At 36.2% G+C, this 15,964-nt stretch carries 15 protein-coding genes; 14 read left to right on the plus strand and 1 reads right to left on the minus strand.

Going from position 1 to position 15,964, the window contains the following annotated elements:
* Positions 1-2: 2 nt before the first annotated feature.
* From ACIEHO_RS06020 to ACIEHO_RS06060, 9 genes are all read left to right on the plus strand, one after another.
* The gene (locus ACIEHO_RS06020) at positions 3-2,549 is read left to right on the plus strand and encodes a hypothetical protein (RefSeq protein ID WP_406969672.1); all 2,547 of its coding nucleotides are present in this window, start codon (positions 3-5) and stop codon (positions 2,547-2,549) included.
* Between the two features lie 23 nt (positions 2,550-2,572).
* Positions 2,573-4,120 (plus strand): family 43 glycosylhydrolase, encoded by a 1,548-nt coding sequence (locus tag ACIEHO_RS06025; protein WP_406969674.1) that lies wholly within the window; start codon positions 2,573-2,575, stop codon positions 4,118-4,120.
* A 16-nt stretch (positions 4,121-4,136) separates the two neighbouring features.
* Complete coding sequence (gene pelA, locus ACIEHO_RS06030; protein WP_406969676.1) at positions 4,137-5,339, plus strand: pectate lyase; 1,203 nt, start codon at positions 4,137-4,139, stop codon at positions 5,337-5,339.
* A 19-nt stretch (positions 5,340-5,358) separates the two neighbouring features.
* On the plus strand, positions 5,359-6,129 hold the full coding sequence (locus ACIEHO_RS06035) for a cupin domain-containing protein (protein WP_406969678.1): 771 nt from the start codon (positions 5,359-5,361) through the stop codon (positions 6,127-6,129).
* Positions 6,130-6,259: 130 nt separating this feature from the next.
* Positions 6,260-7,270 carry a zinc-binding alcohol dehydrogenase family protein gene (locus ACIEHO_RS06040; protein WP_406969680.1) on the plus strand — a complete coding sequence of 337 codons (1,011 nt, stop codon included), beginning with the start codon at positions 6,260-6,262 and terminating at the stop codon, positions 7,268-7,270.
* 44 nt (positions 7,271-7,314) lie between these two features.
* Positions 7,315-8,142: an amidohydrolase family protein gene (locus ACIEHO_RS06045; RefSeq protein WP_406969682.1), complete on the plus strand. Its 828-nt coding sequence runs from the start codon at positions 7,315-7,317 to the stop codon at positions 8,140-8,142.
* Positions 8,143-8,156: 14 nt separating this feature from the next.
* Positions 8,157-8,948 carry an SDR family oxidoreductase gene (locus tag ACIEHO_RS06050; RefSeq protein ID WP_406969684.1) on the plus strand — a complete coding sequence of 264 codons (792 nt, stop codon included), beginning with the start codon at positions 8,157-8,159 and terminating at the stop codon, positions 8,946-8,948.
* Positions 8,949-8,992: 44 nt separating this feature from the next.
* The gene (gene fucP / locus ACIEHO_RS06055) at positions 8,993-10,309 is read left to right on the plus strand and encodes an L-fucose:H+ symporter permease (protein WP_406969686.1); all 1,317 of its coding nucleotides are present in this window, start codon (positions 8,993-8,995) and stop codon (positions 10,307-10,309) included.
* Positions 10,310-10,312: 3 nt separating this feature from the next.
* The gene (locus ACIEHO_RS06060; RefSeq protein WP_406969687.1) at positions 10,313-10,654 is read left to right on the plus strand and encodes an L-rhamnose mutarotase; all 342 of its coding nucleotides are present in this window, start codon (positions 10,313-10,315) and stop codon (positions 10,652-10,654) included.
* Positions 10,655-10,934: 280 nt separating this feature from the next.
* Here ACIEHO_RS06060 and ACIEHO_RS06065 read toward each other — a convergent pair whose 3' ends face one another.
* Entirely contained in the window at positions 10,935-11,993 is a 1,059-nt protein-coding gene (locus ACIEHO_RS06065) for a DNA cytosine methyltransferase (RefSeq protein WP_406969689.1), read from the minus strand.
* A gap of 169 nt (positions 11,994-12,162) precedes the next feature.
* Between ACIEHO_RS06065 and ACIEHO_RS06070 the strand changes: the two genes are divergently transcribed.
* The 5 genes from ACIEHO_RS06070 to ACIEHO_RS06090 all read left to right on the plus strand — a co-directional run bounded on the left by ACIEHO_RS06070 (position 12,163) and on the right by ACIEHO_RS06090 (position 15,945).
* Positions 12,163-12,390: a hypothetical protein gene (locus ACIEHO_RS06070; RefSeq protein ID WP_406969691.1), complete on the plus strand. Its 228-nt coding sequence runs from the start codon at positions 12,163-12,165 to the stop codon at positions 12,388-12,390.
* Positions 12,391-12,400: 10 nt separating this feature from the next.
* Positions 12,401-13,576 (plus strand): hypothetical protein, encoded by a 1,176-nt coding sequence (locus ACIEHO_RS06075; protein ID WP_406969693.1) that lies wholly within the window; start codon positions 12,401-12,403, stop codon positions 13,574-13,576.
* Between the two features lie 63 nt (positions 13,577-13,639).
* Positions 13,640-14,374 (plus strand): hypothetical protein, encoded by a 735-nt coding sequence (locus ACIEHO_RS06080; RefSeq protein ID WP_406969695.1) that lies wholly within the window; start codon positions 13,640-13,642, stop codon positions 14,372-14,374.
* Entirely contained in the window at positions 14,361-15,209 is an 849-nt protein-coding gene (locus tag ACIEHO_RS06085) for a hypothetical protein (RefSeq protein ID WP_406969697.1), read from the plus strand. Before ACIEHO_RS06080 ends, ACIEHO_RS06085 begins: the two co-directional genes overlap by 14 nt.
* A 1-nt stretch (position 15,210) precedes the next feature.
* The gene (locus ACIEHO_RS06090) at positions 15,211-15,945 is read left to right on the plus strand and encodes a DUF6339 family protein (protein ID WP_406969699.1); all 735 of its coding nucleotides are present in this window, start codon (positions 15,211-15,213) and stop codon (positions 15,943-15,945) included.
* The last annotated feature ends 19 nt before the right edge of the window (positions 15,946-15,964 follow it).

Raw genomic sequence — 15,964 nt, forward strand, 5'->3', positions numbered from 1 at the left:
ACATGTTAAAGAACCAACTAACTAAAAATGCAATATTAGCGACAATACTTTTTCTAACGGTATCTTTATGTTTCAGCCAATCCTATAAGGGGGAGTTATACAAGAATTTAGAGTTTAATGGAGACCACATTGTTTATAAAGGAAAAAAAATAGAGCTTGGTCCAAAAGCATTTTTTATTGATGGACAACTGAGTGACGAAGAGGCTTCAAAACATGAGTATGTTTATAATTCCGTAATTGAGGCTAATAAGCATTTAACACATGGTAATGAAGGTTCGCCAATGGTGTTGTACATCGTGCCTTGGGTATATTGGGTGGATAACCCAGACGACCCTGAAATTCGCCTCCCAAAAACTGGTAATCCAGTCCCTTTCGGGTTAGAAATATCGTGTGAGTGGTTAAAATTTCATGGACTTTCCGATAACCCAGAAGATGTGATTATCGCTTCTAACCGTGGGCAAACTATGGGGGCAAAAGGTAATTTTACCATGCTAAATATTAAAGGTAACGGTACTCGAGCTGAAAACATAACTTTTGGAAACTATTGTAATATTGATTTGGTTTACCCATTAAACCCTAAACTAAATAGAAAGAAAAGAGGATCGGCCATTGTACAAGCTCAGTTGGTGTTTTCTAACGGCGATAAGGTTTTTGTACGTAATTCAAGGTTTATTAGTCGCTTGAACTTAGGCCCTTTTTGGGGAAGCAAACGCACGCTTTTTGAAGGTTGCCATTTTGAAATGACTGACGATGCCCTTAACGGAAGTGCAGTCTATTTAAATAGTACCTTTGATTTTTATTCGTCCAAACCCTTTTACAGAACCGATGGAACAGGGTCGGTATTTTTAAATTGTGATATTCAATCGTTTACTAGAGGTAATCAATATTTCGAAAAAGCAAGAGGCCCAATAGCTGTTGTCGATACTCGGTTTTCAGCCGAAAATTTAAGCTATATCGGATGGCGTGATACTCCCGATTTAGAGGCACGACATTACCAATACCGAGTCAGTTTAAATGAAGAACCGTTGTTTATTGGAAAAAAACATCCATTTGCAACGGTAGATATGTCCAACAAACCTGTGCTTAAGGCTTATCGCTTTGACTACAAAGGGGAGGTGATATACAATGCCTATAATTTGCTTCGGGGAAATGACGATTGGGACCCAATGGGCATAAAACCAATTGTGTTAAAAGCTGAAAAAGAAAACGGCAAAAATTTATCTAAAATTCCCACACAATTAATTATATCTCCCACACAAAAAAAGCTAGAAACAGGAAAGGATAGCTTACTCTTAAAAGCAACGGTAAATCGATTCGGTAATTTTCAAGTTACTGGAACAGCTATAAAATGGACGATTGCGGAAGAATATCAGCCCTATGCTCAACTTAGAGCAAATCCAGATGGAACATGTTGGGTCATTCCAACAAATAATAAAAATGAAACCAAGCAAGTCATTGTTACAGCATCAACGGCTTCGGGTTTAGAATCGGCAAGCGTACTAGATATAGCACCATCATTTTTAGTACCGCCTTCATTTATTAGACTTCCCCAAATCAGTAAAAAAGAAGGTGAGCTTCAGGTGACTTATACTTTGGATATGAATTTTAAAGACGAATCGCTTATAACATGGTACCGGTGCGAGGATGCCAAAGGGAACAACCCGATTGAAGTTGCCGTTTCAAGGTTTGATAACCCAATGAAAGTATATACAATCTCAGAAGGCGATATCGGTTATTATATAAAAGCTAGTGTGTCTCCTAAACATTTACGGTGTTATGCTGGTCCACCAAAGTCTGTTGTTTTCAACAAAAAAATCGAAGAAAAAGATTTCAAGGGTAATCCCAATGTCTTAGTGCCAAATCTCGAAAATATGTCGGCAACATACCAGCCAAAAGTTTTACCAGGTTTTTGGTCACTCGATAGTTTCGCGCCAGCCGATACTAAAGAATTTAATTGGGAGGCAGATAACAGTCGCGACCCATGGTATTATGGTGAGGGCATCAATGGGGCTGCTGGAACAAAAGGATTCGTGCAAAATACAAAAGGTGCACGAATGCGTTATAAGCCTGTTGGCAATAACTTTGGCGATATGAAAATCAGTTTTACTGCGTTGCCATCCAAAACGGCAGGCCAAGGTTTTAGCAGTGCCAGAATGCAATATATGGACGTCGGGATAAAAATGGATGTTGAAAATATGAATGGCTATGCGCTACGTTTAATCAGAACAACCAAATACAGCGATGCCGTCGATTTTATTTTGATGAAATACAAAAACGGAAAAGCCACACCAATTAGCCAACCGGTTTCAGCATCATGCTATCGTCCAAATTGTAAAATTAGTATTAAAGTTGTCGGCAATAAATTGAGAGTACGTGCAGAAAACACTTCAGAATATTTTACAAAACATGATGAAAATGAAGTTGTTAATGAGGTGAATTTAGAAACGGAGATCACTCTCAACCCATACGGTGGTGTAAGCTTTCAGCACACAGGATCCGTTCGAAGCGGGGCTACACTAATAAAAGATTTAAAAATTCAATGGCTATAAAGCCTTCTTAAACTAAACTAACTATGAAAACAAACAGATTAATTAATACCCTACTAATCAGTTGCGCACTGGTATTATTTTTATGCTTATCTAGTTGCAAAAATAATCAAGCTGATAAATCACCTGTTGAAGTTGAAATAGATGAATCGACGTTCTCAAACCCTATTTTGGGAGGCGACTACCCAGACCCATCAATAGTTCGCGTTGGTAGCGATTATTACATGACACATTCATCATTTAATTATTACCCCGGATTGATAGTTTGGCATTCCACAGACTTAGTGAATTGGAAACGTATCTCTCATGGTTTAACAAAAAACGTGGGTTCGGTTTGGGCGCCAGATTTGGTTTATGTGAATAACAAATATTACATCTACTTTCCGGCAGGAGGAACGAATTGGGTAGTTTATGCCGATTCGCCAGAAGGCCCTTGGAGTGAACCAGTCGATTTAAATTTAAGTGGATACATAGATCCAGGACATTTGGTTGATGAGGAAGGGAACCGTTATTTATACCTCTCACATGGTTATGTGGTAAAACTTACCGAAGATGGTTTGGCAACTGCCGAAGAGCCCGTTAAAAACTATGAAGGCTGGGAATTTCCAAAAGAATGGAGTACAGAATGTTTTTGTTTGGAATCACCAAAATCTACTGTTAAAGATGGTTACTATTATTTAACCACGGCCGAAGGCGGTACGGCAGGTCCAGCAACAGCTCACATGGTGGTTTCAGCGAGAGCGAAATCGCCTTACGGGCCTTTTGAAAACTCACCATATAACCCCATAGTCCACACCAAAGATAGGAGCGAACGTTGGTGGAACCAGGGGCACGGCACATTGGTTGACGATGTAAGCGGTAATTGGTGGATTATGTACCATGGTTATGAAAAACACTTTCAAACATTGGGACGACAAACTTTAATGTTGCCTATTGAATGGACAGAAGATGGTTGGTTTAAAGTTCCTGATGGCGTGAAAGCTTCCGATGATATTATAGCGCCTAAATTAGAGGCTTCAGAGCGTGCCCATGGATTAAGCGATAATTTCGATAACGAAACGTTAAACCTGCAATGGCAATTTTACAAAGATTACAACCCAGAACGGATTGATTTTAAAGATGGTACTTTAGAGCTAAAGGCTGAAGGGAAATCGTTTGCCGATAGCTCGCCAATTTTAGTGAACAGCGGCGATAGAAAATATGACGTTCAGGTTGAATATACTTTTGAAGGTGATGTTGAAATCGGGCTTTGTCTATACTACAACGAAACGGCAAACATGCATGTTTCTGTTCAAGAAGACCGATTTACTGTTTATAACCGTCAAAGAAGAAAAATTAGTGAAAAAAATACCTTAGGAAACCACGGATATTTAAGAATTTTAAATGATGAAAACGAAGTCAGTTTTTATTTTAGTGAAGATGCCAAAAACTGGATTCGTGTAGAACGGAGTATCGAGGCGAGTGGGTTTAACCACAATGTATTTGGTGAGTTCTTAAGTCTGCGTGCGGGATTGTTTGCATTTGGTGATGGTAGTGTAAAATTTGATAATTTCATATATAATACGCTCAATTAACCTAATAATTAAACCAATGTTTAATATAAAAATCAATTGCTCTATTGTTGTGCTTTTTTTTGCAGTGCTTAATTTTTCTAGTAATGACTTAAATGCACAAATACAAAAAGGTGAAAAATCAAGAATTAGCACACGACCATTTGCTGATGGTGTTCGGCATTGGTATAATATTAAAAATGAGCGCAGTCTTGTAGACCCAATAGAAAATCAACCGAGGTATGACGAGTTAGATTACACTAAAATTGCCGATAATATAATTTTGTTTCAAAGAAACAATGGCGGATGGCCAAAGAATTATGATATGCGGGCTATTTTAACACCAGAACAAATAAAAAGGGTTGTAAATTCTAAAGATGTTTTGTATACAACTTTTGATAATTCAACAACATTCCCTCATATATTTTATTTGGCTCAAGTCTATACTTTAACCAACCTTGAGAAGTATAAGAATGCGTGCTTAAAGGGAATCGATTTTGTTTTAGAGGCACAATACGAAAATGGTGGATGGCCACAGTATTCTCCTTTACAAGATAATTATAGCAGACATATTACCTTTAACGATGAAGCCTACATGGGTATAATGGTGTTGCTCAAAAAAATAATTAATAACAATCCAAACTTTCAGTTTATTGATAATGAACTAAAAGAAAAAGTTACAAAAGCATATAATAAAGGTTTAGACTGTATTTTAAATATGCAAATTGAAAATAAAGGAAAGCTTACTGCGTGGTGCCAACAGCATGACGAAAAAGATTTGTCGCCCGCATGGGCAAGAGCTTTTGAGCCGCCAAGTATTTGTAACAAAGAAAGTGTTCCGATAGTTCTATTTTTAATGGAAATAGACCACCCTAGCGAAAAAATAATCCAATCTATTCAAAGTGCTGTAAAGTGGTTTGAAGATTCTAAAATTTATAATACCAGAGTTGAAAGTTTTGAGATAGAGCCTTTCGAATCCAAATTTAAAACCGTTAGCAGGGATAGACGTGTTGTAATCGATTCTTCGGCAGCACCTATTTGGACACGCTATTATGAACTAGAAACTGGTATACCATTGTTTTGTGACCGTAACAGTAAGTTTTTATACTCTATGGCAGAGGTTAGCGTTGAAAGGAGAAACGGTTATGCGTGGTATACATATGAACCACAAAACGCTTTAGATAAATATGTAGAGTGGCAAAATAAATGGGCACCAAACAATAACGTTTTACAACAAAAATAATGACATAAAAACATTTTAGATGAAAGCACTATTAATAAGCATTGTTTTAACCTTTTCGTTGGTGGTTAAGGCACAAACTGAATCGATAAAAGATGGCTCGTATCACTGGTCTGAATTTCCAGTCAATTTTAGTGAGGATAGAGAAACAAGAAGTATCATAGAAGGCACTTCGCCACATTTTGAATATCTCGAAATTCATGCCACGACGCAATATCCTGGTGCTAAACCTAACAAACCTAATGCCAATAAAGATCTAGAAGAACTTATAATTGTTAAGGAGGGTTTTATGAAAGTGACCATCGAAGGAAAAAGTAAAATCGTTGGGCCAGAAAGTGTAATTTTGTTTTTGCCAAACGAAGTGCACAGTATTGAAAACGTAGGCGATAGTAATCTCACTTATTATATAATGAGTTACCGCTCGAAAAAGCCAATCAATTTCAAAAGAGGTTTGCAGAATGGAGGGTCAATGGTTTACAACGCTAAAAATTTAACTTATAAGCCAAGTCATAAAGGTGGAGGTGTAGCTTATTTTGATAAGGCGACGAGTATGTGTGAACGTTTCGAAATGCACATTACGGAATTAAACAGAAAAGGACCAAGCCATAACCCGCATGAACATATTGAAACCGAAATTATTTTGGTTTTATCAGGCAATACAGAAATGATGATTGATGGTAAAACGTATCGAGGTTCAGCAGGGGATTTGTATTTTGCAAATTCGGAATTGTTACACGGCATTAGCAATGCTAGTGATGAATCATGTAAATATTTCGCTTTTAAGTGGAATTAATCGAAAAGAATTCCACGATGGTCAGCGTCGGGGTTTGCGTTGAAATTGTCATTTCCGTAATCCCGATAGCTATCGGGACGGGAATCTAAAACTATTTTTGAGAATATATAAAGAAAATTAAAAGCAATTAATGAAATACATAGTTTGTGAAAAACCAGGGGAGTTTATTCTAAAAGAAAAAGAAGCTCCAAAACGAAAAAAGGGAGAGGCCCTTTTAAAAATAAAAAAAGTAGGTATTTGTGGTACTGATTTACACGCTTATGGTGGTAACCAGGCATTTTTCACCTATCCAAGAATTTTGGGCCACGAATTGGCTTCCGAAGTTCTTGAAATCGACGACAATGAAAAGGATATTAAAGCGGGAGATAAAGTCGTGGTGATGCCTTACGTTAGTTGCGGGGAGTGTATTGCTTGCGCCAATGGAAAAACGAATTGCTGCACGAATATCAGAGTTTTAGGCGTGCATGCCGATGGCGGTATGCAAGAGCAAATTACCGTTCCAGATAACATTTTATTGCCGGCAAATAACCTTTCGGACAACGAAATGGCCATTGTAGAACCATTGGCTATTGGTGCGCATGCCATTCGGAGAGCCAATATTCAAAAGGGCGAAACCATTGCCGTTGTAGGCTGCGGACCTATCGGTATTGGTATTATGAAACTGGCACAAATAGCAGGAGCAAAAGTAATTGCTATCGATATGAACGAACAGCGATTGGCCTACGCCAAAGATAAAATAGGGGTTGATTATGTTGTTAAAGCCGGAGATGCAACTATAGAAGAGATTTCAAAAATAACGAATGGTGATTTATGTACAGCGGTTTTTGATGCCTCTGGTAATAAGTTTGCTTTGGAAGCTTGCCCGAGTTACATGTCGCATGGAGGTCGTTTTGTTTTGGTGGGTCTTTCAAAAGGCGATTTAACCTATAACCATCCAGCAGTGCATGCCAAGGAAATGACTTTAATGTGCAGTAGAAATGCCACAACTGAAGATTTCGAGCATGTTATTAGTGTGCTTGATCAATTTCCAACCGATTCGTTTATAACGCATGCGGTCGATTTCACCGAAATGATTCAACATTTCGATAGTTGGTTAAAACCAGAAACAGGTGTTATAAAAGCAACCGTAAGCTTCAGTTGATTTTAGGAGCCAAGAACCAGAAACTAAGAACTAAAAACTAAATAATGATAATAGACTCGCATCAGCATTTTTGGCACTACGAACCCGTGAAACATGAGTGGATAGACGATGAAATGGCAGCTATTCGAAGGGATTTTTTGCCTGCTGATTTAAAAAAGGTCTATCAAGAAAATGGGATTGATGGCTGTGTAGCCGTTCAAGCCGACCAGACTTTGGAAGAAACCGATTTTTTATTGGATTTGGCTTCAAAGCACGATTTTATTAAAGGCGTTGTAGGTTGGGTAGATTTATGCGCCAACAACATTGAAGAAGTACTTCAAAAATATAGTACTTCAAAAAAATTAAAAGGTTTTAGGCATGTGGTACAGGGGGAACCCGACCATAATTTCCTTTTAAGAGCTAATTTTTTAAACGGAATAAAAGCTTTGGAGAAACATAACTTCGCTTATGATATTTTGGTATTTCCACATCAACTGAGTGCTGTTTTAGAGTTTGTAAAGCGCTTCCCTAATCAAAAATTTGTTATAGACCATATTGCAAAACCATATATAAAAGATGGGTTTTATGAAGGTTGGGCAGTTTTGATGAAGGAAATAGCCAATCAGGAAAATGTCTATTGCAAAGTTTCAGGAATGATTACAGAAGCCGATTATAAATCTTGGACAGAAGAGCAGTTAAAACCTTATTTAGATTTGGTTTTCAATGCTTTCGGTACAGAACGGATTATGTTTGGTTCCGATTGGCCCGTGTGTTTGGTGGCCGGAAACTATTTTGAAGTAAAAACTATTGTTACTAATTTTATTGATGGCTTTTCCAAAACAGAGCAAGAGGCTATAATGGGGAAAAATGCCATTCAATTTTACAATTTATAAATAGAACAACAAAAATGGATTTAGGTTTAAAAGATAAAGTAGTTGTGGTAACAGGTGCCGCAGGGATAAAAGGTAGCATTGGAGAAACCATCGTTCAGCACTTGGCTAATGAAGGTGCTATTCCTGTAATCGTATGTAGAAATGACCGTGGCTACGGTTACGAAAAAGAGCTTCAAGAGAGAGGTATCGATTCCATATTTATTAAAACTGATTTATCGGAGTACAAGCAAATTGAAAAAGCAGCAAAGAAGATAGAGGAAAAATACGGTAGGGTAGATGCGTTGATTAATAACGTTGGCGTAAACGATGGCACCGGATTGGATAGCTCGATGGAGGACTTTATGTATTCTATAAAACTCAATATGGTCAGCTATTTTGCCATGACCAAATACTGTTTGCCCATGATAAAAAAGGTAAAGGGCAATATTTTGAACATCGGTTCTAAAGTATCCATTACAGGTCAGGGAGGAACGTCTGGATATGCCGCAGCAAAAGGTGGAGTTTACGGCTTAACACGCGAGTGGGCGGTCGATTTAATAAAAGACGGCATTCGTTGTAATGCCATAGTTATTGCGGAAAGCTGGACACCGGCCTACGATAATTGGATAAAAACTTTGGACAATGGTGAAGAAAAACTAAAATCTATAGTTGAAAAAATTCCATTGGGAAATAGAATGACCACACCTGCGGAAATAGCAGACCAATGTCTGTTTACCATCTCAGACAAAGCATCGCACACTACGGGGCAGTTTATTGCTGTAGATGGTGGGTATATACATCTAGATAGGTCGCTTTTAACAGAATAAAAATAATCTAAAATTTAACCAACAACTAAACTAAACAACCAAACATGAACAAAACCAAAATACCAGTCGTAGCCAAATCGGTTTTAGTACCATTTATATTAATAACCTCATTATTTGCCCTATGGGGGTTTGCCAACGATATTACAAACCCTATGGTATCGGCATTTAAAAAAGTCTTGGAACTTGATAACCTTCAGGCTTCTTTAGTACAGTTAGCATTTTACGGGGGGTATTTTACCATGGCTTTACCAGCTGCTATTTTTGTTAACCGCTATTCTTATAAAAAGGGAATTTTATTAGGTTTAGCGCTCTATGCTGTTGGTGCATTATTATTTTATCCTGCTGCTGCATTTGAAGCTTTTGGTTTTTTCTTGGCGGCACTTTATATCCTAACCTTCGGTTTAGCCTTTTTAGAGACTACGGCAAATCCGTATATCCTATCTATGGGTGATGAAAGTACAGCAACCCAGCGTCTTAATTTAGCACAAGCTTTTAATCCTATTGGTGCACTTGGCGGACTCATTGTCGCCCAAAAATTCATCTTAGGCTCTTTACAATCTGATGATTTAAATGCTGATGGCTCTTCCGTTTATGAAACCTTAAGTGAAGCAGCAAAAACCGTTGTGCGGACATCCGATTTACAAGTTATCCGTAATCCGTATGTGATTTTAGGTTTGGTGGTTATTGGCTTTTTTGTCCTAATTGCATTAATGAAAATGCCCCAAAATAAAGAACAAGAGACTCAGGTTCATATTGGAAATTCAATCGCAAGATTATTTAAATCACCAAAGTTTGTTTGGGGCGTCATCGCACAGGCCTTTTATGTTGGTGCTCAAATTATGTGTTGGACGTATTTGTACCAATACGCGGAGTCTATTGGTATCGATAATCAATCAGCAGTTACTTACGGTATTAGCGCTTTGGTCATCTTTTTAACGGGAAGATGGGTAGGTACCGCTTTATTAAAATATGTAAATAGTGGTCAATTGTTATTCTATTTTTCAATTGGTGCACTGGTATGTACGGCTACTACAATGTTTGTAACAGGTATGGTAGGGCTATATGCTTTGGTAGGGATTTCATTTTTTATGTCCATAATGTTTCCAACCATTTACGGTATCGCTTTAGAAGGACAAGGTGAAGACGCTAAATTCGGAGCTGCGTTTTTGGTAATGGCTATTGTTGGTGGTGCCTTGATGCCCACTTTTCAGGGAATGATTTTAGATTTAGGAGGTGTTGGTTACACAGATACACTTATATTAGGAGTGCCCGAAGTCAACTTTTCATTTATATTGCCCGCTTTGTGTTTTGTTGTTATTGCGTACTATGGCATTGGCGTTTATAAAAACAAATTTAACTGATTCATGAAAACCAAGCGATACTGTTACGCCTGCGATTTAAAAGACGATTCCAAACTCATTGAAGAATATAAAAAGCACCACGCTGAAGGTAATACATGGCCAGAAATCAACAAAAGCATAAAGGGTGCTGGTATTGTAGATATGGAAATTTATCTCACAGGAAACCGCATGTTTATGATTATGGAGGTTGATGACACGTTTAGTGCAGAAAAGAAAGCCAAAATGGTCGCCGAAAATCCGAAAGTTCAAGAATGGGAAAGCTTGATGTGGGATTATCAACAAGCACTGCCATGGGCCAAAGATGGTGAAAAATGGATTCCGTTAGAGCGTATTTTTAAGCTTTAAAAAGTATATCTTTTGGTTTGTAATATTTGCTTAACAATTGGGGGGTTGCTTATCGGTAACGTATAAGCGTAGTGCGGGATTTAATGGCGTTTCACTTTCGGTTTGCCTATATGTTCGTTAATATTCAATTCGCTTAAATTTAGCACTGTCGCCAGCATTACGTTTATACAGTATGTTTTCGTACTTTATTCCGTTCTATTTGTCAGCGTTGGCAAAGACATACTCTTTTGCAATTTTTGTCTTGCGCATTGGCTGTAGCGAATTGCAAATGTGTAAGGCTTTAGGCGTTGGAATTAATGATTGCCTTACCAATCGCTTCTGCATACTTGGGTGGAACAGCATTTCCTATCATTCGTGCGGTTTTTGCTATACTTTTTGTTTTGAAAATATAATCCTTCGGGAAAGATTGCAAAGTAGCACCTTCTCTTATTGATAGTGCTCTATCTTCTTCCGGATGTACAAACCGACCGTTTGAAATACTGAAAAATTTTGTTGTTATGGTTGGCGAAGGTCTATTCCACCATAAACGACCAAAAGTATCTTTAAATGAATTATCTCTACCTACAAAACAATCCAATTGCAATTCAGGGTCATTTGCAAAACCAAATCTGTTGCCACCGTTTTTGGCTACTTTTTTTAACCGTTTTTTATTTATATCGCTAATGCTCGGAACACTATGGTAAAATGTCGTTTGGTCTTTATGGCCTGCTTTAACTTTTGGAAACCCGTTTTCTTCTCCCAATACATCTTTTACCGTAAGCTTTTTTCCTTCTATTTCGATAGGTTGAATTTCGTCCTCGGTTAGACGTGATGCAATTAAGGTAAATCGCTTTCTACTTTGCGGAACACCAAAATTGTTTACATTATGTACTTTAAAATGAGGGTTTGTGTATCCGTTTGCTTTAAGCCATTCAATAAATTCGTTTAACCCACTGTCTTCTTTCTTTCTCAAAACTCCAGGTACATTTTCAACTACAACATATCCTGGTTTAAAATACTTTACAAAACGAGAAAATTCAACTAAAAGATTTTTGGATTTGGCAGATTTTGTTTTATCAGTATTTATGATGCTCCAAAATTGGCAAGGGCTACAACCGATAAGGACAAGTTTGTCATCATTTTTTTTGAGAGAAAGATTTTTTTCTAAATCTTGTTCCTTTAGCTCAAAAACATCAGCGTGAATAAATTTTGCACCTTTTATATTTGATTCGTAGGTTTCATTACAGCTTTCATCAAAATCAATTCCAGCGATAACTTTTATGCCAGCTTGTTGCATTCCGAAGCTCATACCGCCTCCAGAGCAAAAAAAATCAACTGCTTTTATCGTACTATTTTGCATTAAATATTTTAAAAGAAACTTGGACTCAAATTTACGAATTTCTCTGAATTTTATTGGCTTTAAACAGTGTTTTATATATCGCCAATATATACTATATAAAAATTATATAGTTAATTTTATTTGTATTAAAATTAAATGTACCCTATATTTGTATTTAAATAAATATAAGATGGCTTCAAAACGCAGGGATAGATTTGAAAAAGTAGCATCTAACAGGGTTCAAAAAGTTATAGATTACCTAAACTTGCTCGGTAATTGTGCCAATAAAAATAATTACGAGTACTCTCAAAAAGATGTAGATTTAATGTTTAAAGAAATCAACAGGACTTTAAAAGAAACGAGAATTTTGTACGATAAAGAACTTAACAAAAACAATAAAGGAGGATTTTCTTTTTAAAATTATCACAATGGAAAAACAATGTAAATGGCATTTTAAAGCAGAAGGTGGTCGAGATGTTGGGCCAAACGACCCGGTTGACGAGAAATTCAAAGGCCAACCTTACTATTCAATTGTTAGGGAAGCTATTCAAAATTCTTTAGATGCTGTTGATGATGAAAACAAACCAGTTAAGGTTGACTTTTCGTTCTTCGATTTAAACAGATATGACTACCCCAATCTTTTTGATATAGAGAAAAATATAGAACAATGTAAGTCTTATTATCACGATAATGACAATGCAGAAAGGTTGTTCAAAGATATGTTGTACTACCTCAATGGTAACGTTGATGGAAAAAAAAGGCTAAATCTGTCTTGCTTGAAAATTTCAGATTATAATACGATTGGAATGAGGTATGATGAAAATAATACAAAATCTCCTTTTTATGCTTTTTTGCGAGCTGGTGGTGTAAGTGCAAAAAGTCAAGGTTCAGGAGGGTCATTTGGCTTTGGTAAAGGAGCTTATTACACACTTTCTCCCATAAAAACCATTATTGTTTCTACACAAACTAATTCTAATGATTTCTTTTTTGAAGGCTCAACTATTTTGACAACTCACAAAAATAGAGATAACGATAAGCTGACTGCATACGGATATTATGACAATAATAATGGTGAACCTGTTCAGTCAGAAGATAATATTCCAGAATTTTTTAAAAGAACAGAAGCGGGAACAGACGTAAACATTATTGGTTTATGGGACGAACCAAAACGAAAAAGACTAATGATTAAATCTGTTCTAAATAATTTTTGGTTGGCAATTCACGACAATAAATTAATCGTTCAAGTAGATGATGTTACAATAGCTAAAGATAATTTAGAGCAAATTATTGATGAATATTTTTCTTCTGATGGTTTTGAAAGCGGTAACGCAAACGAAATCGAAAGTTGGAATCCAAAGTCATACCTAAAGGCTGTAAAATATGCACAATCCACCGACCAGTTTCATCTATTTGAAGAAGAATTAAAAACAGTTGGTACTGTAAAACTGTACGTTTATTTAGAAAAGGGTTTGCCAAATCGAACTTCTTACTTTAGAAAGCCGAAAATGGTAGTTTATAAACAAACGCGAAGAAAGATAAATGGTTATTCAGCTGTATTTATTTGCGATAATGAAAGAGGAAATGAAATTCTTCGATTAATGTAAAACCCTGCTCATAACGAATGGAAAAAGGAAAATCATCCCAAAAATGAAGGAAAAATACACAAAATGGCACGGAAAGCCGAGAATGAAATCAGCGATTTTATTATTAGGTCGCTTGAATCATTGTCCAAAATTAAGACTGGAAAAAAGTTAGCGTTTCAAGGATTAGAAGAATATTTATCTATTCCTGAAGATTTGTTAGAAAAAGAAGAAGAATTTGATTTTGAGGGTAATTTGACCAATAATATTTCTGGAGAAATGAGTAATGATGTTACCGATGATGAAACAGGATTGCAAACAACCGATAATCAACCAGTACAAATCAAACCTACTATCACTCAAAAGCAGGAAGTTCAGGAAGAAGAAGATGTTATTCCAGATGAGGATGGGGAATTGGATATAACTACTGGAGGCGGAGGTGGAGGAGATGGGCCACCACATCCAATACCACCTGGACCTATTGATGAAATTGAAAAAGGAACGAATAAAGATGAACAAACCGAAAGCAAAGTCCTGATTAAAGTAGGTTTTAAAGTCGCCTCACAAGTTGAAAATGGAAATGTGTTTCATCATTTGATTATAAATTCTGAAAGTGATATTCAAAACACAGAGTTGGAACTGCTTGTAGGTTCGGACAATGACAGAGACGATAGTATTGAAATTTTGTCAACAAATAATGGCAATGTTTCTAATAATAAATTGAAAAATGTAAATCTAAATTTAGGAAGAAACCTTATTGCTATACGTTTTGCAGATAATTTAAAACACACCGTAAAAATGAAGGCGTATGAAATTCAATGATATAAGTTTTCCGCATCCAGTATTGGGGTTGGGAGACGCGATTTTTGGAAGTGTAGATTTGGGCAATCCAGAAATAAATTCTATGCAAGATGTTTATGAGATAAAAATTAATTGCAAACACGATAATAACGACCTGAAAGCCCTAATTATTGAGGATAAAGCAGAATTTTTGTTTGAAGTTACCTGCACAAACACGCTTTTCCGAAAATTGTTTTTAAGCAATAAAGGCAAAATAGAGTTTGAAATACCTAAAAAAGAGGTTAAAGGTAAAGTGGAATTTATCTGTCTTTTGGTAACTAAAAAAAATATATTCGAATATTCCAATAAAGAGGCTCATCCAGATTATTACGGATATACTTTTGATTTAGACCAAGGGGATGTTTTGGCTTATTTTGGAAAATTTTCGTTTAACGCAGACATTAAATACGAGAAGCTCAAAGCGGTTTCTTCCTTTATGGAAATTGTAGAAAATGAAGATTTGAAATTCACAAATTTTGATTTAAAGAAAAATAAAATTGAAATACAGCTTCCAACAGAAACGTACAACATTTACAGAAGTGATTTTATCTCTCAAGATGTAAAATTTGTTCCGGTTTTTCACTCCTCAATAGTGTTAAATGCACTTTTAACGGCTTTGTACAATCTTGATGAACATAAGGATTATCTATGGGCAAAAGTGATAGATTATCGCTTAAAAGAAGAAAAGCAATTTAAATTTTTGGATATTGCCGAGAAAGAAAATATTCCCGAGATAGCTCAAAGACTTTTAGGAAATCCATTCAAACGCTTATTGGAGGGTTTGAATGTAATTATTGAATCCGAAAACGAAGAATAATATGGGAAAACAACTGATTTTTAAAGACAAATATGTTCAAAAACTGAAAAATGACCTTGATTTGGGTAATACATTAGAATTTTATCAAGGGAATGAATTTGTCTATGACAAAAAGCAAGTTTTGATGTTGCCAAATATAGAAGAAACTCCAGATTTAGTAAGACAATTGGATGAAAAAGACGATTTTAAAACTGCAATTGCAATATATCAAGCCTTTGAAAAATTAGAGCCGATTCAAGCATCAGATAGTCGTTTATGGTTGTATCTGGCACACGCGGACTTGTACCCATATTTGGTTAAACGTTGGGATGATGTATATAAAGGGAAATCGTCAAACCCAAAGAAATACATATCCGACCATTGGTTTTTAGATTCTTCTGCTCAAAGTAGCCTTTTAAGGCACGCTTTAGCTGGATTATGGTGGTCAGTTTTTTTGTCGATTGACGATTCTAAGGAAAATAAGTATGAGTTAACAAAAATTTTGTTTCGTCAATTAGATTTTCCAACCCGTACTTTGGGAACTTATAAACTTGGTCGCCATAAAGAAGCTGTTCTGGGTATTTTGGAATTTATCCAGGAGAATGAAGATTTATTTAAAAGTAAATTCGAGGCCAAAACCCGTTTCGTGACAAAACATCTGAATGTCATAGGTGGAGTTAAACCGATTTCATATTACGACCGATATTTTTTCAAGTCCGAGTTAGAAAAAGTGTCAAATTCAATTTCTTCAATTTAATTTCGTTTCTTTCGAACAT

The organism is Flavisericum labens, assembly GCF_045446075.1.
GTDB lineage: Bacteria > Bacteroidota > Bacteroidia > Flavobacteriales > Flavobacteriaceae > Flavisericum > Flavisericum labens.